21 protein-coding genes are annotated in these 22,771 nt (G+C 73.9%); 10 read left to right on the forward strand and 11 right to left on the reverse strand.

Annotated features, from left to right (window positions below):
- The first annotated feature begins 5 nt into the window (after window positions 1-5).
- The 4 genes from FHR36_RS00240 (at window position 6) to FHR36_RS00255 (ending at window position 5,872) form a co-directional block, all read left to right on the forward strand.
- Complete coding sequence (locus FHR36_RS00240; RefSeq protein WP_253792681.1) at window positions 6-791, forward strand: VOC family protein; 786 nt, start codon at window positions 6-8, stop codon at window positions 789-791.
- 130 nt (window positions 792-921) lie between these two features.
- Complete coding sequence (locus tag FHR36_RS00245; protein WP_253792682.1) at window positions 922-1,671, forward strand: HAD family hydrolase; 750 nt, start codon at window positions 922-924, stop codon at window positions 1,669-1,671.
- An 11-nt stretch (window positions 1,672-1,682) separates the two neighbouring features.
- Window positions 1,683-4,085: a glycoside hydrolase family 65 protein gene (locus FHR36_RS00250; RefSeq protein WP_301329730.1), complete on the forward strand. Its 2,403-nt coding sequence runs from the start codon at window positions 1,683-1,685 to the stop codon at window positions 4,083-4,085.
- A gap of 53 nt (window positions 4,086-4,138) precedes the next feature.
- The gene (locus FHR36_RS00255) at window positions 4,139-5,872 is read left to right on the forward strand and encodes a pyruvate dehydrogenase (protein WP_253792684.1); all 1,734 of its coding nucleotides are present in this window, start codon (window positions 4,139-4,141) and stop codon (window positions 5,870-5,872) included.
- A 9-nt stretch (window positions 5,873-5,881) separates the two neighbouring features.
- Here the strand turns inward: FHR36_RS00255 and FHR36_RS00260 are convergent, their stop codons facing one another.
- A complete protein-coding gene (locus tag FHR36_RS00260) occupies window positions 5,882-6,853 on the reverse strand; it encodes a helix-turn-helix transcriptional regulator (RefSeq protein WP_253792685.1) in 972 nt (323 codons plus the stop codon).
- A 97-nt stretch (window positions 6,854-6,950) separates the two neighbouring features.
- Here FHR36_RS00260 and FHR36_RS00265 point away from each other — a divergent pair, with 97 nt between their 5' ends.
- From FHR36_RS00265 to FHR36_RS39110, 3 genes are all read left to right on the forward strand, one after another.
- Entirely contained in the window at window positions 6,951-8,417 is a 1,467-nt protein-coding gene (locus FHR36_RS00265; protein ID WP_253792686.1) for an MFS transporter, read from the forward strand.
- 69 nt (window positions 8,418-8,486) lie between these two features.
- The gene (locus FHR36_RS00270; RefSeq protein ID WP_253792687.1) at window positions 8,487-9,077 is read left to right on the forward strand and encodes a helix-turn-helix domain-containing protein; all 591 of its coding nucleotides are present in this window, start codon (window positions 8,487-8,489) and stop codon (window positions 9,075-9,077) included.
- A gap of 19 nt (window positions 9,078-9,096) precedes the next feature.
- Complete coding sequence (locus tag FHR36_RS39110) at window positions 9,097-9,279, forward strand: DUF6126 family protein (RefSeq protein WP_301329664.1); 183 nt, start codon at window positions 9,097-9,099, stop codon at window positions 9,277-9,279.
- A 104-nt stretch (window positions 9,280-9,383) separates the two neighbouring features.
- Here the strand turns inward: FHR36_RS39110 and pdxR are convergent, their stop codons facing one another.
- Complete coding sequence (gene pdxR, locus FHR36_RS00280) at window positions 9,384-10,808, reverse strand: MocR-like pyridoxine biosynthesis transcription factor PdxR (RefSeq protein WP_253792688.1); 1,425 nt, start codon at window positions 10,806-10,808, stop codon at window positions 9,384-9,386.
- A 50-nt stretch (window positions 10,809-10,858) separates the two neighbouring features.
- On the opposite strand from pdxR, the gene FHR36_RS00285 reads away from it, so the two are divergent.
- Entirely contained in the window at window positions 10,859-11,335 is a 477-nt protein-coding gene (locus FHR36_RS00285; RefSeq protein WP_253792689.1) for a carboxymuconolactone decarboxylase family protein, read from the forward strand.
- A 40-nt stretch (window positions 11,336-11,375) separates the two neighbouring features.
- A complete protein-coding gene (locus FHR36_RS00290; RefSeq protein WP_253792690.1) occupies window positions 11,376-12,182 on the forward strand; it encodes an isocitrate lyase/PEP mutase family protein in 807 nt (268 codons plus the stop codon).
- 7 nt (window positions 12,183-12,189) lie between these two features.
- Here the strand turns inward: FHR36_RS00290 and FHR36_RS00295 are convergent, their stop codons facing one another.
- The gene (locus tag FHR36_RS00295; RefSeq protein ID WP_253792691.1) at window positions 12,190-12,516 is read right to left on the reverse strand and encodes a hypothetical protein; all 327 of its coding nucleotides are present in this window, start codon (window positions 12,514-12,516) and stop codon (window positions 12,190-12,192) included.
- Between the two features lie 253 nt (window positions 12,517-12,769).
- Between FHR36_RS00295 and FHR36_RS00300 the strand changes: the two genes are divergently transcribed.
- Complete coding sequence (locus tag FHR36_RS00300) at window positions 12,770-13,369, forward strand: hypothetical protein (RefSeq protein WP_253792692.1); 600 nt, start codon at window positions 12,770-12,772, stop codon at window positions 13,367-13,369.
- A gap of 73 nt (window positions 13,370-13,442) precedes the next feature.
- Here FHR36_RS00300 and FHR36_RS00305 read toward each other — a convergent pair whose 3' ends face one another.
- The 8 genes from FHR36_RS00305 to FHR36_RS00340 form a co-directional block, all read right to left on the reverse strand.
- A complete protein-coding gene (locus tag FHR36_RS00305) occupies window positions 13,443-14,585 on the reverse strand; it encodes an OmpH family outer membrane protein (RefSeq protein ID WP_253792693.1) in 1,143 nt (380 codons plus the stop codon).
- Between the two features lie 73 nt (window positions 14,586-14,658).
- Window positions 14,659-15,003 (reverse strand): WXG100 family type VII secretion target, encoded by a 345-nt coding sequence (locus FHR36_RS00310; RefSeq protein WP_253792694.1) that lies wholly within the window; start codon window positions 15,001-15,003, stop codon window positions 14,659-14,661.
- Between the two features lie 73 nt (window positions 15,004-15,076).
- Window positions 15,077-16,294: a cytochrome P450 family protein gene (locus tag FHR36_RS00315; protein WP_253792695.1), complete on the reverse strand. Its 1,218-nt coding sequence runs from the start codon at window positions 16,292-16,294 to the stop codon at window positions 15,077-15,079.
- A gap of 1,357 nt (window positions 16,295-17,651) precedes the next feature.
- Window positions 17,652-18,260, reverse strand: a complete 609-nt coding sequence (locus tag FHR36_RS00320) for a GTP-binding protein (RefSeq protein WP_253792696.1) — start codon at window positions 18,258-18,260, stop codon at window positions 17,652-17,654.
- Window positions 18,238-18,582: a DUF742 domain-containing protein gene (locus FHR36_RS00325; RefSeq protein ID WP_253792697.1), complete on the reverse strand. Its 345-nt coding sequence runs from the start codon at window positions 18,580-18,582 to the stop codon at window positions 18,238-18,240. Before FHR36_RS00325 ends, FHR36_RS00320 begins: the two co-directional genes overlap by 23 nt.
- Complete coding sequence (locus FHR36_RS00330; RefSeq protein ID WP_253792698.1) at window positions 18,579-18,989, reverse strand: roadblock/LC7 domain-containing protein; 411 nt, start codon at window positions 18,987-18,989, stop codon at window positions 18,579-18,581. Before FHR36_RS00330 ends, FHR36_RS00325 begins: the two co-directional genes overlap by 4 nt.
- Entirely contained in the window at window positions 18,976-20,382 is a 1,407-nt protein-coding gene (locus FHR36_RS00335) for an ATP-binding protein (RefSeq protein ID WP_253794628.1), read from the reverse strand. Before FHR36_RS00335 ends, FHR36_RS00330 begins: the two co-directional genes overlap by 14 nt.
- A gap of 109 nt (window positions 20,383-20,491) precedes the next feature.
- The gene (locus FHR36_RS00340) at window positions 20,492-22,750 is read right to left on the reverse strand and encodes a SpoIIE family protein phosphatase (RefSeq protein ID WP_253792699.1); all 2,259 of its coding nucleotides are present in this window, start codon (window positions 22,748-22,750) and stop codon (window positions 20,492-20,494) included.
- Between the last annotated feature and the right edge of the window lie 21 nt (window positions 22,751-22,771).

The following is a 22,771-nucleotide window of genomic DNA, read 5'->3' on the forward strand; positions in this document are numbered from 1 at the left end:
GCGCCATGCCCGACGTGACCACCCGCTACCAGCCGGGCACCCCGTGCTGGGTCGACCTGATGACGCCCGACCAGCAGGCGGCGCTGGACTTCTACCGCGACCTGTTCGGTTGGCAGGGCGAGGTCGGGCCGCCGGAGTTCGGCGGCTACGCGGTCTGCTCGTTGAACGGCCGCCCGGTCGCCGGGATCGGCTCGTCGGCGGCGATGACGGTGGAGGGCCAGCCCCCGCCGCCGACCGTGTGGACCACGTACCTGGCCAGCGACGATGCGGATGCCGCCCTGGCCGCGGTCACCGCCGCCGGCGGGACGGCGATGATGCCGGTCGCCGACGTCGGGACCACGGGCCGGATGCTGGTCGCGCTGGATCCGACCGGCGCCGCGTTCGGCGTCTGGCAGCCGCTGGAGTTCATCGGCTCGGGAGTGGTGAACGAACCGGGTTCGCTGACCTGGAACGAGCTGCACACCGCGGACCCGGACACCGCCCGCCGCTTCTACGCGGACGCCTTCGGGGTGACCGCCCCGCTGATGGAGGGCGCGCACCACTACTGGACGCTGGCGGTCGAGGGCCGCTCGGTGGCCGGCCTGTGCCCGCTGTCGCCGGACGTCGCGGCCGGTACGCCCTCGCACTGGCTGACCTATTTCGCGGTGGACGACGCCGACAGCACGGTGGACGCCCTGGTCAAGCGCGGCGGCACCGTGCTGGCCCCGCCGAACGACACCCCCTGGGGCCGCGCCGCCCGGGTGCGGGACCCGCAGGGGGCGAGCTTCGCGGTGATCGCCCTTCCCGGCTGAGACCCCCGCCGCCCGCTCCCGCTCCCGCCCCCCGCCCCGCGATGCCGTACGGGTGCTGTGATGCGCCACGACGCGCCACACTTCGCCGCAATGGCCGCATGAAAGGCCCGCGCCGGGTGAGACTCGACCCATGCTGGGAGTTCCGGACCACATCCGCGCCTTCCTGTTCGACCTGGACGGCGTACTGACGCAGACCGCCAAGGTGCACGCCGCCGCGTGGAAGGACATGTTCGACACCTTCCTGCGCGCCGAGGCCGCGCGCGACGGGGAGGAGTTCGTGCCCTTCGACCCGGTGGTCGACTACGACACGTACGTCGACGGGCGGCCGCGCCTCGACGGCACCCGGGAGTTCCTCGCCTCCCGCGGCATCGACCTGCCCGAGGGCAGCGCCCAGGACCCGCCGGGCAGCCGTACCGTCAACGGCCTGAGCAGCGCCAAGAACGACACCGTGCTGCGGATGATCCGCGAGCAGGGCGTGCAGCCGTACCCCGGCTCGGTGGAGTACCTGCACCGGCTGCGGGTGCTGGGCCTGCCCCGGGCGGTCGTCTCGTCCAGCGCGAACTGCCGGGACGTGCTGCGCGCGGCCGGCATCGACGGCCTGTTCGAGGTGGTCGTGGACGGTCTGGTCGCCCGGCGGGACCACCTGGCGGGCAAGCCCGCGCCGGACACCTACCTGGCCGCCGCGAAGGCGCTCGGCACGCCGCCCGAGCACGCCGCGGTGTTCGAGGACGCGCTGGCCGGCGTGGCCTCCGGCCGGGCCGGCGGCTTCGGCACGGTGGTCGGCCTCGACCGGACCGGGCAGGCGGACGAGCTGCGCGCGCACGGCGCCGACATCGTGGTCGCCGACCTCGCCGACCTGATCCCGGGAGAGCCCGAGTGAGCCAGGGACGCCTGATCCCCGCCGATCCCTTCGACGTCGACCCCTGGGGCGTGATCGAGCACGGCCTCGACCTGTCGGCCCAGGCCAGGTCCGAGTCGGTCTTCGCCCTCTCCAACGGCCACATCGGCCTGCGCGGCAACCTGGACGAGGGCGAGCCGCACGGCCTGCCCGGCACCTACCTGAACGGCGTGTTCGAGCTGCGCCCGCTGCCGTACGCGGAGAGCGGCTACGGCTACCCGGAGTCGGGCCAGAGCGTCATCAACATCACCAACGGCAAGATCATCCGGCTGCTGGTCGACGACGAGCCCTTCGACCTGCGCTACGGCGAACTCCGCAGCCACCAGCGCAGCCTGGACTTCCGCGAGGGCATGCTGCGGCGCAGCGCCGAGTGGACCTCGCCGGCCGGGCGGACCATCCGGGTCGAATCGCGGCGGCTGGTCTCGCTGACCCAGCGGGCGGTCGCCGCGGTGGAGTACCAGGTGGAGGCGGTGGACGGTCCGGTCCGGATCGTGCTCCAGTCCGAGCTGGTGGCCAACGAGCAGCTGCCGGGCGGGGACGGCGACCCGCGCGCCGCCGCCGTGCTGGAGGCCCCGCTGATGGCCGAACTCCGGCACGCGGACGGGACGAAGGCCGTCCTGGTGCACCGCACCCGGTACAGCGGGCTGCGGGTCGCGGCCGGCATCGACCACCTGATCGAGGGCCCGGAGCGGGTGGACATCACCGCCGAGAGCTCCGAGGACCAGGGCCGGATCAGCGCCACCACGGTGCTGGAGGCGGGCCAGAAGGTCCGGCTGGTGAAGTTCATGGCGTACGGCTGGTCGGCGACCCGGTCGCTGCCCGCCGTCCGCGACCAGGTGGAGGCGGCGCTGACCGCCGCCAGGTACACCGGCTGGGAGGGCCTGGTCGCCGAGCAGAAGGAGTTCCTCACCGGCTTCTGGGCCGACAGCGACATCGAGATCGACGGCGACGTCGAGCTCCAGCAGGCGGTCCGCTTCGCGCTCTTCCACGTGCTGCAGGCGGGCGCCCGCAGCGAGGAACGGGCCATCCCCGCCAAGGGGTTGACCGGTCCGGGCTACGACGGGCACAGCTTCTGGGACACCGAGGCCTTCGTGCTGCCGGTGCTCACCTACTGCATGCCCTCCGCGGTCAACCAGGCGCTGCGCTGGCGGCACACCACGCTGCCGATGGCCCGCGACCGGGCCGCCCAACTCGGCCTGGCCGGGGCGGTCTTCCCCTGGCGGACGATCCGCGGCGAGGAGTGCTCCGGGTACTGGCCTGCCGGCACCGCCGCCTTCCACATCGGCGCCGACATCGCCCGCGCCGTGGTCCGCTACGTACGGTCCACCAACGACCTGGAGTTCGAGCGCACCATCGGCCTGGAGCTGCTGGTGGAGACCGCCCGGATGTGGCGCTCGCTCGGCCACCACGACGCGGTCGGCCGGTTCCGGATCGAGGGCGTCACCGGCCCGGACGAGTACAGCGCCATCGCCGACAACAACGTGTTCACCAACCTGATGGCGCAGTCCAACCTGCGCAGCGCCGCCGAGTGCGCCACCCGCAACCAGATGGAGGCCGCCGCCCTCGGGGTGGACACCGAGGAGGCCGCGGCCTGGCGCGACGCCGCCGACAAGATGTACATCCCGTACGACGAGACGCTCGGCATCCACCCGCAGGCCGACGGCTTCACCGACCACCAGCTCTGGGACTTCGAGAACACCCCGCCGGAGAAGTACCCGCTGCTGCTGCACTACCCGTACTTCGACCTGTACCGCAAGCAGGTGGTCAAGCAGGCCGACCTGGTGCTCGCCATGCAGGTCCGCGGCGACGCCTTCACCGACGAGCAGAAGGCCCGCAACTTCGCCTACTACGAGCGGCTGACCGTCCGCGACTCCTCGCTCTCCGCCTGCACCCAGGCCGTCATGGCCGCCGAGGTCGGCCAGCTGGACCTGGCGTACGACTACACCGCCGAAGCCGCCCTGATGGACCTGCGGGACCTCGGCGGCAACACCCGGGACGGCCTGCACATGGCCTCCCTCGCCGGCGCCTGCATCGCCCTGGTGGCCGGCTTCGGCGGGCTGCGCGACCACACCGACTCCCTGTCCTTCCGCCCCCGGCTGCCCTCCGGGCTGCGCCGGCTCTCCTTCTCGATGGGCATCCGGGAGCACCTGCTGCGGGTCGACATCACCCACGAGACCACCACCTACACGCTGCGCCGCGGCGGCGCGCTGCCGCTGTCGCACGAGGGCGAGCCGCTGCGGGTCGAGCGCGGCCGCCCGGTCAGCCGGCCCACGCCGGTGGTGGAGAGCCCGCCCGAGCGGGCGGTCCAGCCGCCCGGCCGGGAGCCCGCCCGGCGGCACGGCCAGGCCGGGGTGGCGCAGCAGAACCCCACCCCCGATCACCTGGCCGCGGAGTAGCCGCTGCTGCGCACCCTCACGCGATCCTGTCGGTTTTGGCCTAGTTTGTCGTTATGGTCACTGTCGCCGAGCAACTCGTCGAAGTCCTCCGCCAAGCTGGCGTCGAGCGCGTCTACGGCGTCGTCGGGGACAGCCTCAACCCCGTCGTGGACGCCATCCGCCGGGCGGAGGGCATCTCCTGGGTCCACGTCCGCAACGAGGAGGCCGGGGCCTTCGCGGCCGCGGCCGAGGCGGAGCTGACCGGCCGTCTGGCCGTCTGCGCGGGCTCCTGCGGCCCGGGCAACACCCACCTCGTCCAGGGTCTGTACGACGCCCAGCGCAGCGGCGTCCCGGTCCTCGCGCTGGCGTCGCACATCCCGTCCGCGCAGATCGGTACCGGCTTCTTCCAGGAGACCCACCCCGAACGGGTGTTCACCGACTGCAGCGGCTGGTGCGAGATGCTCGCCACCCCGGCCCAGTCGCCCCGGCTGGTCCGGGTGGCCGTCCAGCACGCCATCGCCGCCCGCGGGGTGTCCGTGCTGGCGTTCCCCGGCGACGTGGCCGCCCTCCCGGCCGCCGCCGGGACCGGCACCGGAGGCTTCCTCACCGAGCACGCCGTGGCGGCCCCGCCGTGGTCGCAGGTGCAGGCGCTCGCCGAGCGGCTCAACGCCGCCCCGAAGGTGACGGTCTTCGCCGGCGCGGGCGTCCGCGGCGCGCACGAGGAGGTGATGCGGCTGGCCGCCACCGTGAACGCGCCGGTCGGCCACTCGCTGCGCGGCAAGGAATGGGTGCAGTACGACAACCCGTACGACGTCGGGATGAGCGGACTGCTCGGCTACGGCGCCTGCCACGAGGCGCTGCACGAGGCGGACCTGGTGCTGCTGCTCGGCACCGACTTCCCGTACGACTCCTTCCTGCCGCAGGCGCGCACGGTGCAGGTCGACCACGACGCGACCCGGCTGGGCCGCCGCACCCCGCTGGAGCTGGCGGTCCACGGGGACGTCGCCACGACGCTGCGGGCGGTACTGCCGCTGCTGGAGCAGAAGCGGGACCGCTCCTTCCTGGACGGCATGCTGGCCAAGCACTGCAAGGCACTGGAGACGGTGGTCGGCGCGTACACCAAGGACATCGAGAAGCACCGGCCGATCCATCCGGAGTACGTGGCGTCGGCGCTGGACGAGGTGGCGGCGGACGACGCGGTGTTCACCGTGGACACCGGCATGTGCAACGTCTGGGCCGCCCGCTACCTCACCCCCAACGGGCGGCGCCGGGTGATCGGCTCCTTCCTGCACGGGTCGATGGCGAACGCGCTGCCACAGGCGATCGGCGCCCAACTGGCCTTTCCCGGACGGCAGGTGGTGTCGATGTCGGGGGACGGCGGGCTCGGGATGCTGCTCGGCGAACTGCTGACGGTGGCCAAGCACCGGCTGCCGGTCAAGACGGTGGTGTTCAACAACGGCGCGCTCGGCATGATCAAGCTGGAGATGCTGGTCAGCGGCTACCCGGAGTTCGAGATCGACAACGGGGACGTGGACTACGCGGCGATCGCCCGCGCCTGCGGGATCCCGGCGAAGCGGGTCACCGACCCGGCCAAGGTGCGGGACGTGCTGGCGGAGTCGCTGGAGCGGCCCGGACCGGCCCTGGTGGACGTTGTCACCGACCCCAACGCCCTGTCGATCCCGCCGCGGATCACCGCCGCCCAGCTCAAGGGCTTCGCCCTGGCCGCCGGCCGCACCGTGCTCTCCGGCGGGGTCGGCCGCATGGTCGACCTGGCCCGCTCCAACCTCCGCAACATCCCCCGCCGCTGAGGCCACGGCCTACCGCCCCCGGGCGGCCTCCACCGAGCGGCCCACCCGGCCGGCCAGTTCGTGCAGGTAGGCGACCAGCTCCGGCGGTTCGTGGACCTCGAACTCGCAGCCCACCATGGCCAGTCGGGCCCCGAGCCACTCCACCGAGTCGGCCCGGCTGACCAGCCGGCAGCGGTGCTCGTCGATTTCCTCCAACTGCCCGGCCGCGGTGCCGAGCCGGGCGGCGAGCCGCTCGTACGGGGCGTGCAGGGTGACCACCGCGCGGTGGACGGTGGTCCGCCCGGCGAGCTTGTCGGCGACGTACGCGGCGGCGTCCCCGGCGGGCAGCTCCCGGGGGTCGAAGCGCAGCCCGGTGCGCTGCGGGTGGCTCAGCCGGTCGACCCGGAAGATCCGCCAGTCCGTCCGGTCGGGGTCGTAGCAGACCAGGTACCAGCGGCGGCCGTAGGAGACCAGCCGGTGCGGTTCGACCTGGCGGCGGGTCTCGGCGCCGTCGCCGGCCCGGTAGTCGAAGCGCAGCCGCTCCCGGGCGGCCACCGCGGCGGCGATCACCGCGAGGTCCTCCGGGTCGATCCGGGGCCCGTCGCCGGGGAGGACCGGGACGGTGGCGGCGTTGAGCGCGGCCACCCGGTGGCGCAGGCGCGACGGGAGCACCTGGATCAGCTTGGCCAGCGCCCGGACCGAGGCCTCCTCGATGCCCTCGACCGCGTGGCCCGCGGCGGTGCGCAGACCGACCGCGATGGCGACCGCCTCCTCGTCGTCCAGCAGCAGCGGCGGCATCGCGGCCCCGGCGGTCAGCCGGTAGCCGCCCTCCGGGCCGCGGGTCGCCTCCACCGGGTAGCCGAGTTCGCGCAGCCGGTCGATGTCCCGGCGGATGGTGCGCGGGCTGACCTGGAGCCGTTCGGCGAGTTCGCTGCCGGGCCACTCGCGCGGGGTCTGGAGCAGCGAGAGCAGGGTGAGCAGCCGCCCGGGGGTGTCCGTCATGGCAGTCAGGATGGCATCGATTGCGGCCAGGATCCGACCTATACGGTCCCTAGCGTTTCCTGCGTACCGATCGCGAGGAATGGCAGGGGAGTTGCGCATGTCCACCGAAGTCCACGACCGCCGGCGCTGGTACGCGCTGGCCGTGGTCATGACGGCCAGTCTGATGGACCTGGTCGATGTCACCATCGTCAACATCGCCATGCCGAGCATCCGGGAGGACACCGGCGCCTCGTTCAGCGCGCTGCAGTGGATCACCGCGGGCTACGCGCTGGCGTTCGCGGTCGGCCTGATCACGGGTGGGCGGCTCGGCGACATCTACGGCCGCAAGCGGCTGTTCCTGCTCGGCATCGCGGGCTTCACCGTCGCCTCGGCGCTGTGCGGCCTGGCCGGAAGTCCCGGGCTGCTGGTCGCGGCGCGGGTCCTCCAGGGCGCGACGGCGGCGCTGATGGTGCCGCAGGTGCTGTCGATCATCCACGCCGGTTTCCCGGCGCACGAGCGCGGCAAGGTGTTCGGCCTGTTCGGCGCGATGGTGGGCCTGGGCGCGGTGCTCGGGCCGCTGCTGGGCGCGCTGCTGACCGAGTGGGACCTGTTCGGCCTGCAGTGGCGGCCGATCTTCCTGGTCAACCTGCCGGTGGGGGTGGCCGGCCTGGTGCTCGGCCGGCGCTTCATCGAGGAGTCGCGGGCCCCGAAGGCGCTGAAGCTCGACCTGGTCGGCATGGTGCTGGTGGCCGCCGGCCTGCTGATGGTGCTCTACCCGCTCACCGAGGGCCGCGAGAACGGCTGGCCGCTGTGGGGCTGGGTGATGATGGCCGGCGGCCTGGCGGTGCTGGTCGCCTTCGTCGCGTACGAGCGGGTCAAGACCGCGCGGGACGGCTCGCCGCTGGTCGAGCTGTCGCTGTTCCGGGTGCGCAGCTTCGCCGGCGGAATCGGCGTCCAGCTGCTGTTCGGCACGGTGAACGGGCTGTTCTTCCTGGTCTGGACGCTCTACCTGCAGCTGGGCCTGGGCTGGAGCCCGCTGAAGGCCGGTCTGACCGGGGTGCCGTTCTCGATCGCCGTCTCGCTGGCGGCCGGACTGTCGGTGCAGCAGCTGGTGCCGCGGTTCGGGCGGCGGGTGCTGCAGGCGGGTGCGCTGGTGGACGCGGTCGGCGCGCTGCTCTACCTGGCGGCGGCCGAGCACTGGGGTGCCGGGATCCAGCCGTGGCAGATGGCGCTGCCACTGATCGTCATGGGCCTCGGGATGGGGCTGATCGTCGCCCCGCTGACCGACGCTGTGCTCTCCCAGGTGCCGCGCGAGCACGCCGGCTCGGCGTCCGGGCTGATCAACACCACCGGGCAGCTGGGCGTGGCGCTGGGCCTCGGCCTGTCCTCGGTGGCGTTCTTCGGGGTGGTCGACCGCGAGGGGCCGGTGGACGGGGTGTTCCTGCACGCCTTCACCCACGCCCTGGGCTGGGTGGCGACCGGGCTGCTCGCGGTGTTCGCCCTGATGGCCGCCCTGCCGCGGCGCTCCCCGCAGGCCGAGCCGGCCGGGGCCGCGGAGTCGCAGGAGCCCGCACTGGTGGGCTGATCGGACCGGGGATTTGCCTCAGAGGCAAGGAATATTGCCCGGGAGGCACATCGGGTGTGCACTGGTCCCATGACTGACGACCAGGAGGTCGAGGGCCTCGGCACCCGGCTGCGGGAGCACCGGCTCGCGGGCCGCCTCACCCTGGAGGCGGCCGCCGCCCGGGTGGGGCTCTCCCCAGCGTATCTGTCCCGGCTGGAGAGCGGTCACCGGCAGCCCTCGCTGCCGGTGCTGCTCGGCCTGGCCCGCGCGTACGGCACCTCCGTCTCCGGTCTGCTCGGCGAGCAGACCGGCACGGCGGACCCGGTGACCCGCGGCGGCGCCATCGAGCCGGGCCGGGCCGGCGGCTGGGGCTACCGCAGGGCGGGCGCACCCGGCCGCGCCATGCAGGCGCTGCGGGTCCAGGTGCCGCCGAGCGTGCAGGACGCCGTCGTCCGGGTCCACCCGGGCGAGGAGTGGCTGTACGTCACCAAGGGCCGGATGCGGCTGACGCTCGGCGAGAGCGTCCACCTCCTGGATGTCGGGGACTCCGCCCACTTCGACTCGCTCACCCCGCACTGCATCGCCGCCGACTCGCCGGACGGGATCGAACTGATCTTCGTCCACACCCTGCTGCAGAGCCCCGCCGGAGAGCTCTGCCTCGGCGACGCACCCCGCATCTGAGCCCAGGAGGACCACCACCATGGCCGAGCACACCACCACCAGCCACGCCGCCCGCCCCGTCCCGCAGCACGCCCCCACCACCGACGCCGGACACCGCACCGACCGCCGGGTGTGGATCCGCGCCACCATCTACATCGCCGCCACCCACGCCTTCGCCGGCTTCGTGATCCTGCTCTTCGAGATCGGCGGCCGCGGCCACTGAGCCCCGCCCACCGGGGTCGCCACGGAATCAGTCGGAGAGCAGCCGGTAGCCCAGATGCACGCGCCCCTGGGTTAACCCCACCATTGAGTGCGTCTGCGGCCGGTTCAGGGCCGGACCAGGGTGCACAGCGCGTCCAGCGCCGCCGGCCAGGCGTGGTCCGGCGGCGTGCCGAAGCCGATCACCAGCGCGGACGGCGCGTCCGGGTCGGGCCCCGCCGCGGCCGCCCGGCACCAGGACAGCGTGTTCAGCGAGATGCCCAGCCAGCGCGCCTGGCGCAGCAGCTCCTCCTCGTTCGGGGCTCCCGCCGGCAGCCGCAGGACGGCGTGCAGCCCGGCGTTGATCCCGGTCACCGTGACCTCGGGCGCGACCCGGGCCAGGGCGGCGACCAGCTGGTCGCGCCGCCGCCGGTAGCGCAGCCGGCTGCGCCGGATGTGCCGGTCGTAGTCGCCCGAGGTGATCAGCTCGGCCAGGGTCAGCTGGTCGATGCTGCCCGACTGCCCGTCGGCCAGCCGCTTCTGCTCCAGCACCGGCTCCACCAGCGCGGTCGGCAGGGCCAGCCAGCCCAGCCGCAGCCCGGGCGCCAGTGACTTGCTGGCGGTGCCCGCGTACACCACCCGCTCCGGGTCGAGGGACTGCAGCGCGCCGACCGCCTGCCGGTCGTAGCGGAACTCGCCGTCGTAGTCGTCCTCCAGCACCACACCGTCGGTCGCCCGCGCCCAGGCGATCGCCGCCGCCCGGCGCGCGGCCCGCAGCGGGACGCCGCTCGGGAACTGGTGGGCGGGGGTCAGCACCGCCAGGCCGGCGTCGGTGCGCAGCAGCTGCTCGGTCCGGGCGCCGTGGTCGTCCAGGGCGAGCGCCACGGTGGAGGGCCCGGCGGCGGCGATCACCGCCTGCTGCGGCGGCAGCCCGTACTCCTCGACCGCGACCGTGCGCAGCCCGCGCCGGTGCATCGCCGCGCAGACCAGGCCGAGGCCCTGGGTGTAGCCGGAGCAGATCAGCAGCCGCTCCGGGTCGGTCCGTACGCCGCGGACCCGGGCCAGGTAGTCGGCCAGCGCGCGGCGCAGTTCGATCCGGCCGCGCGGGTCGCCGTAGCCGAACGCCGCGTGCGGGGCGGTGGCGAAGGCCCGCCGGGCCGCGGCCAGCCAGGCGCCGCGCGGGAAGTGCGAGAGGTCGGGGGAGCCGGGCATCAGATTGTGCCGGGGCTCGGCCGGCCGCGGCGGGAGCGGCGGTGGCGCGGCCGGCCGGGACTGCGGCTCGCGCTCCGCCACCACCGTGCCGGAGCCCTGCCGGGAGGTCAGCCAGCCCTCCGCGGTGAGCTGGGTGTACGCCTCGGCGACGGTGTTGCGGGCGATCCCCAGGTCGGCCGCGAGCGCCCGGGACGACGGCAGCCTCGTACCGGCCGACAGCCGTCCGTCGCGGACGGCGGAGCGCAGCGCGTCCTCCAGCGCCGCCCGCAGGCCCAGCCCGCGGGCCCGGCCGGAGGGGAGGTCGAGGTGGAGGTCGCCGCCGAAAGTGGCCCAGGATTCCATACCGCCAATGAACCACACCGCCGGTCCACCGGGCATCTAGCGTGGAGCGCATGACCGATGACGCCCTCGTCCCCGCCCCCGTCCAGCGCATCTCCCTGCCGGAGCAGGCGCCCGACTTCTACCGCGCGATGACCAGGCTCGAGCAGGCCTCCAAGGCCGGCTTCGGCGACCCGGTGATCACCGAGCTGGTGAAGGTCCGGGCCTCCCAGCTGAACGGCTGCGCGTTCTGCCTCGACATGCACACCACCGACGCCCGGCGGATCGGCGAGCAGGAGCACCGCCTGCACACCCTCGCCGCCTGGCGGGAGACCCCGTACTTCACCGCCCGCGAGCGGGCCGCGCTGGCCCTGACCGAGGCGGTCACCCTGGTCGCCACCGGCCACGTGCCGGACGAGGTCTACGACGAGGCCGCCAAGCAGTTCGACCAGGGCGAGCTGGCCCACCTGATCGCGATGATCGTCACGATCAACGCCTGGAACCGGATCGCCGTCACCAGCCGGATGAGCCCCGCCCCCCGGACGGCGTGAACTCCGCCACCGGACCCACCGATCTGACAGGCTGTCACACATGACGACGCAGCAGAGCAAGGCCGACCTGCTCCACTCCCTCCACCGCGCCGGGGATCCGCTCGTCCTCGCCAATGTCTGGGACGGGGCGAGCGCCCGCCTGGTGGCCGGCGCCGGTGCCAAGGCGATCGCCACCGCCAGTGCCAGCGTCTCCTGGACGCTCGGCTCCAAGGACGGCGGCCACCTGGACCGCGAGCGGGCGCTGGCCCAGGCCGCGCTGGTCGTCCGGATGGTCGACCTCCCGGTCACCGCCGACCTGGAGAGCGGCTACGCCGACACCCCGGCCGGCGTCGGCGGGACCATCGCCGAACTGCTGGCCACCGGCGCGGTCGGCGTCAATCTGGAGGACTCGCAGGCCGGTGGCCTGCGTCCGCTCGCCGACGCCGCGGAGCGGATCGCGGCGGCCCGGGCGGCCGCCGACGCGGCCGGGGTCCGGCTGTTCGTCAACGCCCGCACCGACGTGTTCCTGCACGGGCCGGGCGGCGCCGAGGAGCGGCTGGAGCAGACGCTCACCCGGGCCCGCGCCTTCGTCGAGGCGGGCGCCAGCGGGGTGTTCGTCCCCGGCGTCGCCGACCCGGAGCTGATCGCCGTGCTCGCCAAGGAGATCCCGGCCCCGCTCAACGTCGGCGGGACGGCGAGCGTCGCCGAGCTCGCCGCCCTCGGCGTGGCCCGGATCAGCCTCGGCCCCGGCCTGGCGATGAGCGCGTACGCCGTGGTCAAGCGGGCCGCCGAGGAGGCGTACGCCACCGGCACGTTCGGCGCCCTCGCCGGCGGCCTGACCTACCCCGAGCTCAACGGCCTCTTCTAGCGCCGCGTCAGAGCGCGGGCGGGTTGTCCACCGTCGTGCCGAGGGCCTCGCAGGCGCCGGTCGAGCGGTCGGCCAGCGGGCCGACGATCGGGTACTGCTCGAGGTCGCGGTGGCACAGGTCGGTGGTGGTGACCGTCGACCCGAAGAAGCCGGTGCCCTCGGCCTGGCCGGTCGGGGTGTCCACACCGTGGGCTCCGGCGAGGCCCTGGGCGAGCCCGGGCAGCCCGGTGCGGGCCGGCAGCGCGGTCGGGGCCGACGGGGCCGCGGCGGCGGGGGTGGCGGACAGGGCGAGACCGGCCATGGAGAGTGCGGCGAGTGCCGTGGTCTTCTTCATGGCCGGTCCAACGACGCCGGTCCCGCTCGGTCACCGCCCGTGTGGTGCGCGGGTGATGCGCGGACGATGCCCGGGTGATGCGTGGACGGCCTGCGGGTGATGCGTCGTCACCCGCCACCTGTCGGTGCGTGATCGGCCTACCACTAGGCTTCCCTGTCGGCGCCGTGCCGGTCCGTACGACGGGACCGGCCGTCCGCCGTCCGGAAGCCCGCCCGGAAGGTCGTGCGGGCCCGTCGCGAGGGGGAATCCACACATGCGTATCCGTCCTGCCGTCGCAGCCGCGCTGCTGGCCGTCACCGCGCTCGGCCTGACCGCCTGCGACCCGGACTCGTCCGGCGGCGCCGCCCAGTCGCCGGCCGCCTCCGCCGCCGCTTCGTCCGCCTCGTCCGCCGCCGCCCCGGCGAACAGCAAGGCCCCGGCACCCAAGCAGAGCTCCACCTCGACCGTAGGTGACGCCCCCGCGACCGACGGAGCGAAGCCGGACTGCAAGACGTACTACGCGTCGCACAAGGTGGTTCACGCCAAGACGGTCGACAAGGCGCTGACGAAGATGACCGTCCTGCCGGTGAAGGCGAACTGCAACGACAACGGGGTGTTCTTCAACGACGTCGAGGGCAGCACGGTCTCGTACCCGGTCGCCGCGGACGTGAAGACCACGCTGTTCATGGACCAGGGCGTGCAGCTGAAGGCGGTCAGCGGCGGCATGACCCACGTGAAGACCTGCGCGGAGACGCCGCACCTCACCGACACCGACAAGCTGCCGGCCGGCTACTTCTGCTACCAGGACTACTACGAGATCACCCTGGACTCGCACGGCACGATCACCGCGCTGACGGAGACCTACAGCTCCTGACCGCCCGGGCGGTGGAAGCGAGGCGGGCCCCGGCGTGATCGCCGGGGCCCGCCGCGTCACGTCCGCGACCGGGTCACATGCCGTTCTTGCGGATGGCGGTGTACTCGGCGTGGCTGGCCAGCGAGACCTTGCGCGAGACGCAGCCCTGGCTGCCGCTGTCCTCCAGGATGATCATCTCGGTGTGCTGCGCGTTGGCCCAGCCGCCGAACAGCACCACGTGCTGCTCGCTGCTGTTGTGCACCACCATCGCGTCGCCGGGCTGCATGTCGCTCTTCGGGATGTGGTGGGCGATGCCGCCGCTCTCGCTGATCAGCGGGCCGGTGGTGGTGCCCGGGCCGGGCAGGCCCCAGGCGCACGAGACGAAGCCGGAGCAGTCGACCCGGTAGCCGTTGGTCTCCGCGCCCTGGCTGTAGCCGAGCTTGCGGTCGACCCGCTCCATCGCACGCTCGACCATCGCCTTGCGCTCGTCGGAGACGCCGTCGAGCTTGGGCTCGGCGAGCATGCCGGCGCCGCCGCCGTTGCGCGGGTGCCACTTGTGGGAGGGGCTCCAGTCGTCCCAGCCCCGCCCGTTGATCATCTGGGTCTTCCAGTCACCGGTCGAGTGGTCCTTCAGCTTCGGACCGTCGTGCTTGCCGCCCGGGCGGTTGCTGATGCCGCTGCCGTCGGTGCCGCTGGTGTCGTGCCCGCCGTGGTCGCCGCCACCGCCACCGCCACCGTGGTCGCCGCCGCCCGGCTGGTTGGGGTGGTGCGGCTCGCCGGTGTGGCCACCGCCGCCGCCACCGCCGCCGGTCCCGTCGATCCGGGTGTGGCCGCCGCCACCGGGCTGCTTGGGGTGCGCCGGGGGCTGCTTCGGCTCGTTGATCTTGCCGAGGTGGTCGTGGATCTTCTTCTCGGCGGCCTCGTACTCGGCGATGACCTTCTTGATCTTCTGGGCGTCCTCGCCGATGCCCTCGGTGAGCTGCTTCTTGGTCTCCTCGAGCGCCCGGGCCTTGTCGGCGATCGCGTTGACCTTGCTCGCCACCTGACCGGCGACCGCGAAGAAGTTGGCGATGCCGAGCATGCCGCCGGCGGCGAGGTCGGTCATGGCCGCCTTCTCCACCGCCGACTTGATGGCCGCCACCCGCTGGCTCATCTGCTGCATCTCGGCGTTGATCTTCTGGAAGTCGCTCTGGATCTTGGCCAGCTCCTGCAGCTGGACCTTGAACTGATCCGCCATGGCGCGGATTCCCCCTTGCGTCAAAAGTGGTGGACCGGGTGCCGGAGACCGGCCCCGATGGCGTCGGAAGGCGTCAGAACGCGTCGGCGAGGCCCTTGATGGCCTTGCCCAGGTCGCACAGTTCGTCGGCGACCGAGTTGAGCTCCTTCACCCGGCCCTGCGCGTGGTGCGTGAAGGCGTCGGACGCCGGTCCGTGCCAGGTCAGGTGCCCCAGCGCGGTGCTGATCTCCTTGCCGAGCTCCTCCACCTGCTTGCTCATCTGCTCCAGCTCGGCGGCGTACTTCTCCAGTTCGGCGTCAGGATCGCCGAACATCTCGGTGAGGACCCAGTGCGCGATCTTGGAGGGTGCCCAGAAGACATCCTCCACCACGTCGACGGCATCGCTGCCGAGCTTCTTCACGTCATCCCAGAGACCCATGCCTGCTCCCCCGTGGCTCCATAAGTAGGACTTACTGATGGTCGCTCAAAAGGCTACCGAATGGGATCGGGAATCAATCCACCCGGACCCGAAGCGTGCGCACACTGTTGCTCACGAAGGACGCGATCGGCTCCGGCACCGCCCCCTCGGCCGCCCGCAGCCCCGGGAACCGGCCGAACAGCGACCGCAGCGCGGTCTCCGCCTCCAACCGGGCCAGCCCCGAACCCAGGCAGAAGTGCGGACCGTGACCGAGCGACAGGTGCCGGGCCGGCTGCCGGGTCAGGTCGAAGACGTCCGCATCCGGGTAGTGCGCGGCATCCCGCCCCGCCGCCGCGTACGAGGCCAGCAGCGCCTCGCCGCGCCGGATCAGCACCCCGCCCACCCGGATGTCCTCCGCCGCGTACCGCAGCGGGAACTGCCCGACCGGCGAGTCGTAGCGCAGCGTCTCCTCCACCACCGCCGACCACTCCACCGCACCGTCCAGCACCAGCTTCAGCTGCGCCGGGTGCGCCAGCAGCGCCCGCACCGCGTTGGTGATCAGGTTGAGCGTGGTCTCGTGCCCGGCCACCAGCATCAGCAGCAGGGTGCCCACCAGCTCCTGCTCGCTCAGCCGGTCCCCCTCCTCGCGGGCGGCGATCAGCGCGGTGGTCAGGTCGTCACCGGGCTCCGCCCGCTTGGCCGCCACCACCGCGCCGAGCAGCGCGTACAGGCCCCGCTGGGCGGCGATCGCCGCCTGCGGCGTCGCGGAGCTGCTGACCAGGGTGTCGGAGAGCTCGTGCAGCGCGTCCTGCTGCTCGGTCGCCAGGCCCAGCAGCCGGCCGATCACCCACATCGGCAGCGGGTACGCGAAGTGCTCGCGCAGGTCGAACTCGCCCTCCAGGGCGGCGACCCCGTCCAGCAGCTCCTCGGCCCGCGCCTGCACCGCCGGGGCCAGCTCGGCGACCCGGCGCGGGGTGAACGCCTGGCTGACCAGCCCGCGCAGCCGCCGGTGGTCGGCGCCGTCGGCGGTCACCATGCCCGGCACGGTGACGAAGTTCAGCAGCGGCCAGCCCTCCGGCAGCCGGCCCTCCCGGAAGGTGGTCCACAGCCGCGCGTCCTTGCCGACCCGCGGGTCGGCGAGCAGTTCCTGCAGGGTGTCGTGGTGGGTTACCGCCCAGACCACCACCCCGCCAGGGAGTTCCACCAGGACCGCGGGGCCGGCGTCGCGGAGCCCGGCGTTCTCCCGGTGCTGGTCCCGTCCGAACGGGTCGAGCCGGACGGGGACGAAGTCGTCTGCGGTGCGGACGTCCATGAAGACCTCTCGGGGGCGGTGGGGGCGGCGGCGCCGGGCCGGGCGGCGGGAGCGGAGATGTACGCGGAGCCGGTGGCGAAGTCGGGGTTGGGCTGCCGCGGCGGGGTGAACGAGCTGTACAGCACCGGCAGCGACACCAGCGCCCGCGACCACGGCGACGGCCGCCAGGCCAACTCGTGCCCGGGCACCGCCAGCTGGAGGTCGGGCAGCCGGTGCAGCAGCGTCTCCACCGCGGTCTCCACGATCAGGCGGGCCGGGTGCTGGGCCGGGCAGACGTGCCGGCCGGCCCCCCACGCCAGGTGCGCCCGGTTGCCGGCCGTGCCCTGGCCGCCGGTCGGGCCGCCGAGCACCGCCGGATCGGCATTGGCCGCGGCCAGGCCGAGCACCAGCATGTCGCCCTCGCTGATGTACTGGCCGCCCAGCACGGTGTCCGAGGTCGCCCAGCGGCCCGGGAAGTTCTGGGTCGGCGGGTCGCGCCACAGCACCTCGTCCAGCGCGTCCGACACGGTCAGCCGCCCGCCCGCCAGGGTCGCCCGGAAGCGCCGGTCGGTGAGCAGCAGCCGCAGCGTGTTGCCGGTCCAGTTGATGGTGGTCTCATTGCCCGCGACCAGGATCACCACCAGGTGGTGCACCGCCTCCTCGTCGCTCAGCCCCGCCCGGTGGGCCAGCAGCCAGCTGGTCAGGTCGGCGCCGGGCCGCTCCCGCCGCTGCCGGACCAGGTCCACCAGGATCGCCTGGAACTCCGCGTTGGCCCGCACCGACTTCTCGCTGCTGTCCACGAAGTGGCTGATCAGCTCGACCAGCCGCGGCCCGGTCTCGGCCGGCAGGCCGAGCAGCCGGGTGAAGACCAGCAGCGGCAGCTTCCGCGCGTACTGGGCGATCAGGTCGGCGGTGCCGTCCGGCCCCCAGCCGTCGATCAGCGCGTCGGCCGCGGCCTCGGTGGTCTCCCGCAGCTGCCGGTGGTCGACCCGGGCCAGGGTCTCCGCGACCGCGGCCCGCAGCCGCTGGTGCTCGGCCCCGTCCAGGTTGAGCAGCGTCGGCCGCCACGAGGTCATCGGCAGCAGCCGCGAGTCCGCGGCCAGCCGGCCCTCGCGCGGCACCCGCCAGCGGCGCGAGTCCTTGGAGAACAGCGCCTCGTTGCGGGTCAGTTCGAGCAGCTCCGGGTAGCCCAGCACCAGCCAGGCCTCCACCCCCGGCTCCAGCTCGATCGGCGCCACCGCACCGTGCTGCGCGCGCAGCCGGGCGTACAGGCCGTGCGGGTCGTCGGCCACCGCGGCGCCGTACAGCGCGGCGGCGCCGGCGGCGTGCATCGGGCAGCCCGGCGGCGGCGCCGCCGACCGCTCGGGCGTGGGTACGGTCATCGCTGGAGCTCCAGGACGGCGGCGGAGTGCAGATGGGCGACGAAGTCGATCAGGACGTCGTACGCCTCCCGGCGGTCCCGGGCGTCGCAGTGCAGGATCGGTACGTCGGGCAGCAGGTCCAGCGCGGCGCGCAGCTCCTCGTCCGGGTGGCGCGGGGTGTCCGGGAACAGGTTGACCACCACCGCGAACGGGATCCGCTGCTCCTCCAACTGCCCCAGCACGTCGAAGGACTCCTCGATCCGCCGGGTGTCGACGACGACGATGGCCCCGAGCGCCCCGCGCGACAGGTCCTCCCACAGCGGCCAGAACCGCTGCTGGCCAGGCGTGCCGAACAGGTACAGCGCCAGCCGCGGATTGAGCGTGATCCGCCCGAAGTCCAGGGCCACCGTGGTGGTGGTCTTGTCCGGCCGGCCGGTGAGGTCGTCGACGTCGACACCGGCCGCCGTCATGGTCTCCTCGGTCCGCAGCGGGGCGATCTCGCTCAGCGAGCCGACCAGGGTCGTCTTCCCCACCCCGAACGGGCCGGTGACCAGGATCTTCACCGCACCCTGGACGGTCGACGGCAGGTAGGACGGCTGACGGTCAGCGGAGTTGGCGGAGGCCAACGAGCACCTCTTCCAGAAGAGTGGTGGACAGGCGGTCGGTCTGCGGGGCGGGCGGGAGCACCTGGACGGCGCCCAGGTCCCAGAGGTCACCGACCAGCACCTTCACCACGCTGATCGGCAGGTGCAGGTGAGCGGCGACCTCGGCCAGCGAGAGCAGCCGGCGGCAGACCGAGAGGATCGACTGCTGCTCCCGGTTGAGCACCGTGGCGTCCGGCTGCGCGCCGGGCACGGTGCTCACCAGGCTCTCCAGCGCCAGTACGTTCCGGCTCGGCCTGCTGCGGCCGCCGGTGATCACGTACGGCCGGACCGGACCGCCGCTCACTGCAGGCCGCCCGCCGCGTGCTCCACCCGTGGCGGACTGGTCAGGTGGGTGCCGATCCGATCCACCAGCATCTGCATCTGGTACGCGACCAGCCCGGCGTCGACCGCCTCGCCGGTCACCACGGCCAGGTGCGCCCCGGCACCGGCCGCCACCACGAACAGGTAGCCGCCGCCGTACTCGATGATGATCTGCCGGGTGCTGCTGGTCGGCCCGCCGAAGCCCTGCGCCACGCCGCGGGCCAGCGACTGCAGGCCCGAGCACGCCGCGGCCAGCCGCTCGGCGTCGTCCCGGCCGATCCGCTCGCTGCGGCCGATCTCCAGGCCGTCGTTGGACACCACGACGGCGTGCTCGACCTCTGGAACGGTGACGATGTCGGTCAGCAGCCAGCCGAGATCAGGATTGGTCATGGAAGTCTCCGGTGCGCTGGGGAGGTTGGGGGGATGCGGGGAAAGCGTCTGCCGGGTCGTCGGGTCGGTCGTCGCGGACCTGGCGGGCGGCCGAGCGGCCGCTGGCGGTGCCGGCCTGGAACAGCGCCATGAAGGCCTGGGCCTCCCGGGCCGAGCGCTGCGGTGCCGCCGCGGGTCCGGCGGCGGACTGCCGGGGTGTCGCCGCGCTGCCGCGGCGGTTGGTGCGCCGGGGGAGCGCACCGGGGACCGGACCGTCCGCCGCGGCCGGTGCGGCGGGCGGAGAAACGGGCGGTGCGGCGGGCGGTGCGGCGGCCGGGGCCGGGGCCGGGGCCGGGGCGGGCGCCGGGGCCGGCCGGATCAGCGGTGCCCGGCCGTGCGGGGCCTGACCGTAGGGAGCCTGGCCGTGCGGGTCCTGCGCGAACGGCGACTGCCCGAACGGCTCCGGCGCCTGCGCCATCCGCGCGGCTCCGGCTTCCGGCGGCGCCGCGACACCCGAGCCGACGGCCGGCAGCACGTCGGTGAGCAGCGCGTTCGGCAGCAGCACGACCACCCGCACACCGCCGTACGGCGAGGGCGCCGAGCTCAGCGTGACCCGGAAGCCGTACTGCTCCGCCAGCCGGCCGACCGCCGCCAGGCCCAGCTGCGGCACCTCGCCGAGCCGGGAGACCTCCAGCGTGCCGCCGCCGGCCAGGGCGGCCGCCGCCTTCTCGACCGCCTGCTCGGGCATGCCGACGCCGCAGTCGTCGATCTCGATGACGGCGCCGTTGTGCACCGGCATCAGGGTGACGAACACCTGGGTGCTGGGCGGGGAGTAGCGGGTGGCGTTGTCCAGCAGCTCGGCCACCGCGTGGATCAGCGCCTCGGCGGCCGCGCCGACCACCGCCCGCTCGACCCGGCTGCGCACGACCACCCGCTGGAACGGCAGGATCCGCGACTGGGCGCCGCGCACCACGTCCTCCAGCGCCACCGGTTCGGGCCAGTGCCGGCCGGCCCGGGCGCCGCACAGCACGGCCAGGGTCTGGGCCAGTCGGGCCTGCTGGGCGGCCGCGTGGTCGGCCTTGAGCAGCCCTTCGAACAGGGCCGGGTCGTCGTGGGTGCGCTCCATCTCGTCGAGCCCGGCCTGCTGGTCGTGGGCCATCACCAGGATGCGCCGGGCGACGCTCAGGAAGGCGCGGCGGGTGGCCGCGTTGAGCTCCTGCTCCTGCTGGGCGGCGGCGATCTCGGCGCCGCGCCGCGCCAGTTCGGCGTCCAGTCGGCCGCTGAGCTCGGCCGCCCGGTGCTGCTGCTCGGCCAGGCGCTCGCGCAGGGTGAGGGTGACGGCGCGGTAGCGCGCGGCGGCGAGCACCGCGAGAACGGTGAGCAATCCGGCCGCTGTCGCACACCACTGAGTCATCGTCACGCGGCGCATTCTAGGGTGGCGATACTGCGATCGTATGAATAGCCCACCAATTGACTGAACTGGGCACGTCAAAGCGCTTCGGTTCGCCCACCGACTCCCCGGGTCAGTCCCGGACGCCCACCGTCAGCCGGTGCAGCAGCAGCACCGCCACGTCGTCCGGACGGGAGTTGCGCTCCGTCACATTCAGCGTCAGCAGGTCGGCCAGCCGCTCCAGCGCCGCGTCCGGCCCGCCGCGGGTCTCCCCGGTCTGCCGCGCCCACAGCTCCAGCCCGCCCAGCATCCGCGCCAGCGACTCGTCGTAGTCCTCGTCCCGGACCTCCACCAGCCCGTCGGTGTACGCCAGCACCGTCTCGCCCTCCTCCAGCAGGCCCGCCGCCAGCGGGTAGCCGCTCCCCGGCTCCACGCCCAGCGGCGGCCCGCCGGGCAGCTCGATCTCGGACGCCTTCCCGTCCGAGATCCGCACCGGCGGCGGGTGCCCGGCCCGCGCCCCGCTCAGCTCCCCGGTGAGCGGATCGAGCGTCAGGTACAGGCAGGTGGCGAACAGATCGGTGTCCAGCTCGGCCAGCAGCCGGCTGGTCCGGGTCAGCGTCGCGGCCGCGTCGTTCCCATCGGTGGCGTACGCCCGCAGCCCGCTGCGCAGCTGGCCCATCACCGCGGTGGCCTCCGCGTTGTGCCCCTGGACGTCGCCGATCACCAGCCCGACCCGGCCGTCCGGCAGCCGCAGCAGGTCGTACCAGTCGCCGCCGATCTGCATCCCCTCGGTGGACGGCAGGTAGCGGGCGGCCGACGCGATGCCGGGCAGCCGGGGCAGGCTGCGCGGCAGCATCGCCCGCTGCAGCTCGCTGGCGCGGTGGTGGTGGATGTCGTACAGCCGGGCCCGCTCCAGGGACTGCGCCAGGATGCCGGCGAAGGCCGAGTACATGGTGCGGTCCTCGCGCCCGAAGACCCGCTCGGTGGCGAAGGTGATCAGGCACGACCCGACCTGCCGTCCGGAGGCGACCAGTGGCAGCACCGCCCACGCCGCGGGGGTGAGCGGGCTGCCGCCGCCCCGGCCGCCCGGCTCGCTGAACAGCGGGGTGGCCCGGGCCAGCGCGTGCTCCATCACCCCGGAGGAGAGCTCGTGCAGCCGGTTCAGCTCGTTGCGGTACGGGCCGCCGTACACCGCCGGGGAGACCGGCAGCAGCCGGCCCTCGTCGATCAGGTCGAGCACCACGCTGGCCGCACCGAGGGCCGGCCTGGCTATGTCGGTGAGCGCCGTGGTCACCTCGCGGACGGTGACCGCCCGGGACAGCGCCCGGGTGAGCGCCAGCAGCAGGGCGGTCCGGGCGCCGGCGACGGCCGGTTCGGCGTCGCCGGGGGCGCTCCGGCCGCCCCGGTCCGCCTGCCCGCCCCGGTCCGCCTGCCCGGCCCGGTCCGCGCCGTCCGGCCGCTCGGGCCGTTCGGTGTGGTCGCGGCCGGTGAGCAGTCCTGCGATCCGGACCGGACGGTTGTGGATGTCGAGCATCACCTCGCCCGACTCGTCCACCCGGGCGACCGTCCCGTCCGCCCGGACCACCCGGTAGCTCAGCCGGTACGGGCCGCCGGCGGCCAGCGCCTCGGCGATGCCGGCCTGCAGGTCGGGCAGGTCCTCGGGGTGCACCACCCGGCTCAGGTCGGGGGCGGTGGCGGTGCCGCGCTCCGGCGGCGCCAGCCCCACCAGCTGGTAGGCCCGGGCGTCCCAGGTGGTCTCGCCGGTGACCAGGTCGCGTTCGAAGGCACCCGCCCCGGCCGCCCGGACGGCCAGCGAGAGCAACTGCGGGTCGACCGGCTGCGGCGAGGGCCGGATGCCCTCCGGCACCGGCGCGGCGGCCTGCACGTGGTCGATCAGGTGGGAGAGCCGGTGGGCGCACGCCTCGGCCAGGGTCTCCAGGGTGTCGATGTCCCGGCGCGGCACGGTGCCCCGGTGGGCCAGCGCCAGGGCGAGGGCGCCGATCGCGTCCCCGTCGACGATCAGCGGCAGGACCGCCAGCGCCACCAGGCCGGTGCCGCGGCCGACGTTGGTGTTCGGGTAGTCGGTCCTGGTCTGCTCGGGGCTGAGCAGCACCGTTTCGCGGCGGCGCAGGGCGAGCGCGGCGGGCAGGTCACTGGCCGGGTCGACCAGGCCGTAGCGCTCGTGGGCCCACTCCGGCAGTCCGTGGGAGGCGGCGAGCCGGAGCATCCCGTCGGAGTCGAGCAGGTAGAGCGCGGAGCCCTCGCCGGTGATCCAGATCGGGCCCTCGGTCAGCACCACGCCGAGCAGTTCGGCGGCGCTGCCGGCCCGCAGCAGTAAGCGGACGCAGCGCAGCTCGGTGCGGGTGGCCGGCCGGTCGGAGGTCAGGTCCACGGATGCCGGCCCCCTTCCGCT

The sequence above is a fragment of the Kitasatospora cinereorecta genome (genome assembly GCF_024172095.1).
In the GTDB taxonomy this organism is placed as follows: Bacteria; Actinomycetota; Actinomycetes; order Streptomycetales; family Streptomycetaceae; genus Kitasatospora; species Kitasatospora cinereorecta.

What these genes read in the sequence shown, in the direction of transcription:
- FHR36_RS00240 (WP_253792681.1), top strand. Translation starts at nt 6, where the DNA reads ATGCCCGACGTGACCACCCGCTACCAGCCGGGCACCCCGTGCTGGGTC.
- FHR36_RS00245 (WP_253792682.1), top strand. Translation starts at nt 922, where the DNA reads ATGCTGGGAGTTCCGGACCACATCCGCGCCTTCCTGTTCGACCTGGAC.
- FHR36_RS00255 (WP_253792684.1), top strand. Translation starts at nt 4,139, where the DNA reads ATGGTCACTGTCGCCGAGCAACTCGTCGAAGTCCTCCGCCAAGCTGGC.
- FHR36_RS00260 (WP_253792685.1), bottom strand. Translation starts at nt 6,853, where the DNA reads ATGACGGACACCCCCGGGCGGCTGCTCACCCTGCTCTCGCTGCTCCAG.
- FHR36_RS00265 (WP_253792686.1), top strand. Translation starts at nt 6,951, where the DNA reads ATGTCCACCGAAGTCCACGACCGCCGGCGCTGGTACGCGCTGGCCGTG.
- FHR36_RS00270 (WP_253792687.1), top strand. Translation starts at nt 8,487, where the DNA reads ATGACTGACGACCAGGAGGTCGAGGGCCTCGGCACCCGGCTGCGGGAG.
- FHR36_RS39110 (WP_301329664.1), top strand. Translation starts at nt 9,097, where the DNA reads ATGGCCGAGCACACCACCACCAGCCACGCCGCCCGCCCCGTCCCGCAG.
- pdxR (WP_253792688.1), bottom strand. Translation starts at nt 10,808, where the DNA reads ATGGAATCCTGGGCCACTTTCGGCGGCGACCTCCACCTCGACCTCCCC.
- FHR36_RS00285 (WP_253792689.1), top strand. Translation starts at nt 10,859, where the DNA reads ATGACCGATGACGCCCTCGTCCCCGCCCCCGTCCAGCGCATCTCCCTG.
- FHR36_RS00290 (WP_253792690.1), top strand. Translation starts at nt 11,376, where the DNA reads ATGACGACGCAGCAGAGCAAGGCCGACCTGCTCCACTCCCTCCACCGC.
- FHR36_RS00295 (WP_253792691.1), bottom strand. Translation starts at nt 12,516, where the DNA reads ATGAAGAAGACCACGGCACTCGCCGCACTCTCCATGGCCGGTCTCGCC.
- FHR36_RS00300 (WP_253792692.1), top strand. Translation starts at nt 12,770, where the DNA reads ATGCGTATCCGTCCTGCCGTCGCAGCCGCGCTGCTGGCCGTCACCGCG.
- FHR36_RS00305 (WP_253792693.1), bottom strand. Translation starts at nt 14,585, where the DNA reads ATGGCGGATCAGTTCAAGGTCCAGCTGCAGGAGCTGGCCAAGATCCAG.
- FHR36_RS00310 (WP_253792694.1), bottom strand. Translation starts at nt 15,003, where the DNA reads ATGGGTCTCTGGGATGACGTGAAGAAGCTCGGCAGCGATGCCGTCGAC.
- FHR36_RS00315 (WP_253792695.1), bottom strand. Translation starts at nt 16,294, where the DNA reads ATGGACGTCCGCACCGCAGACGACTTCGTCCCCGTCCGGCTCGACCCG.
- FHR36_RS00330 (WP_253792698.1), bottom strand. Translation starts at nt 18,989, where the DNA reads ATGACCAATCCTGATCTCGGCTGGCTGCTGACCGACATCGTCACCGTT.
- FHR36_RS00335 (WP_253794628.1), bottom strand. Translation starts at nt 20,382, where the DNA reads ATGACTCAGTGGTGTGCGACAGCGGCCGGATTGCTCACCGTTCTCGCG.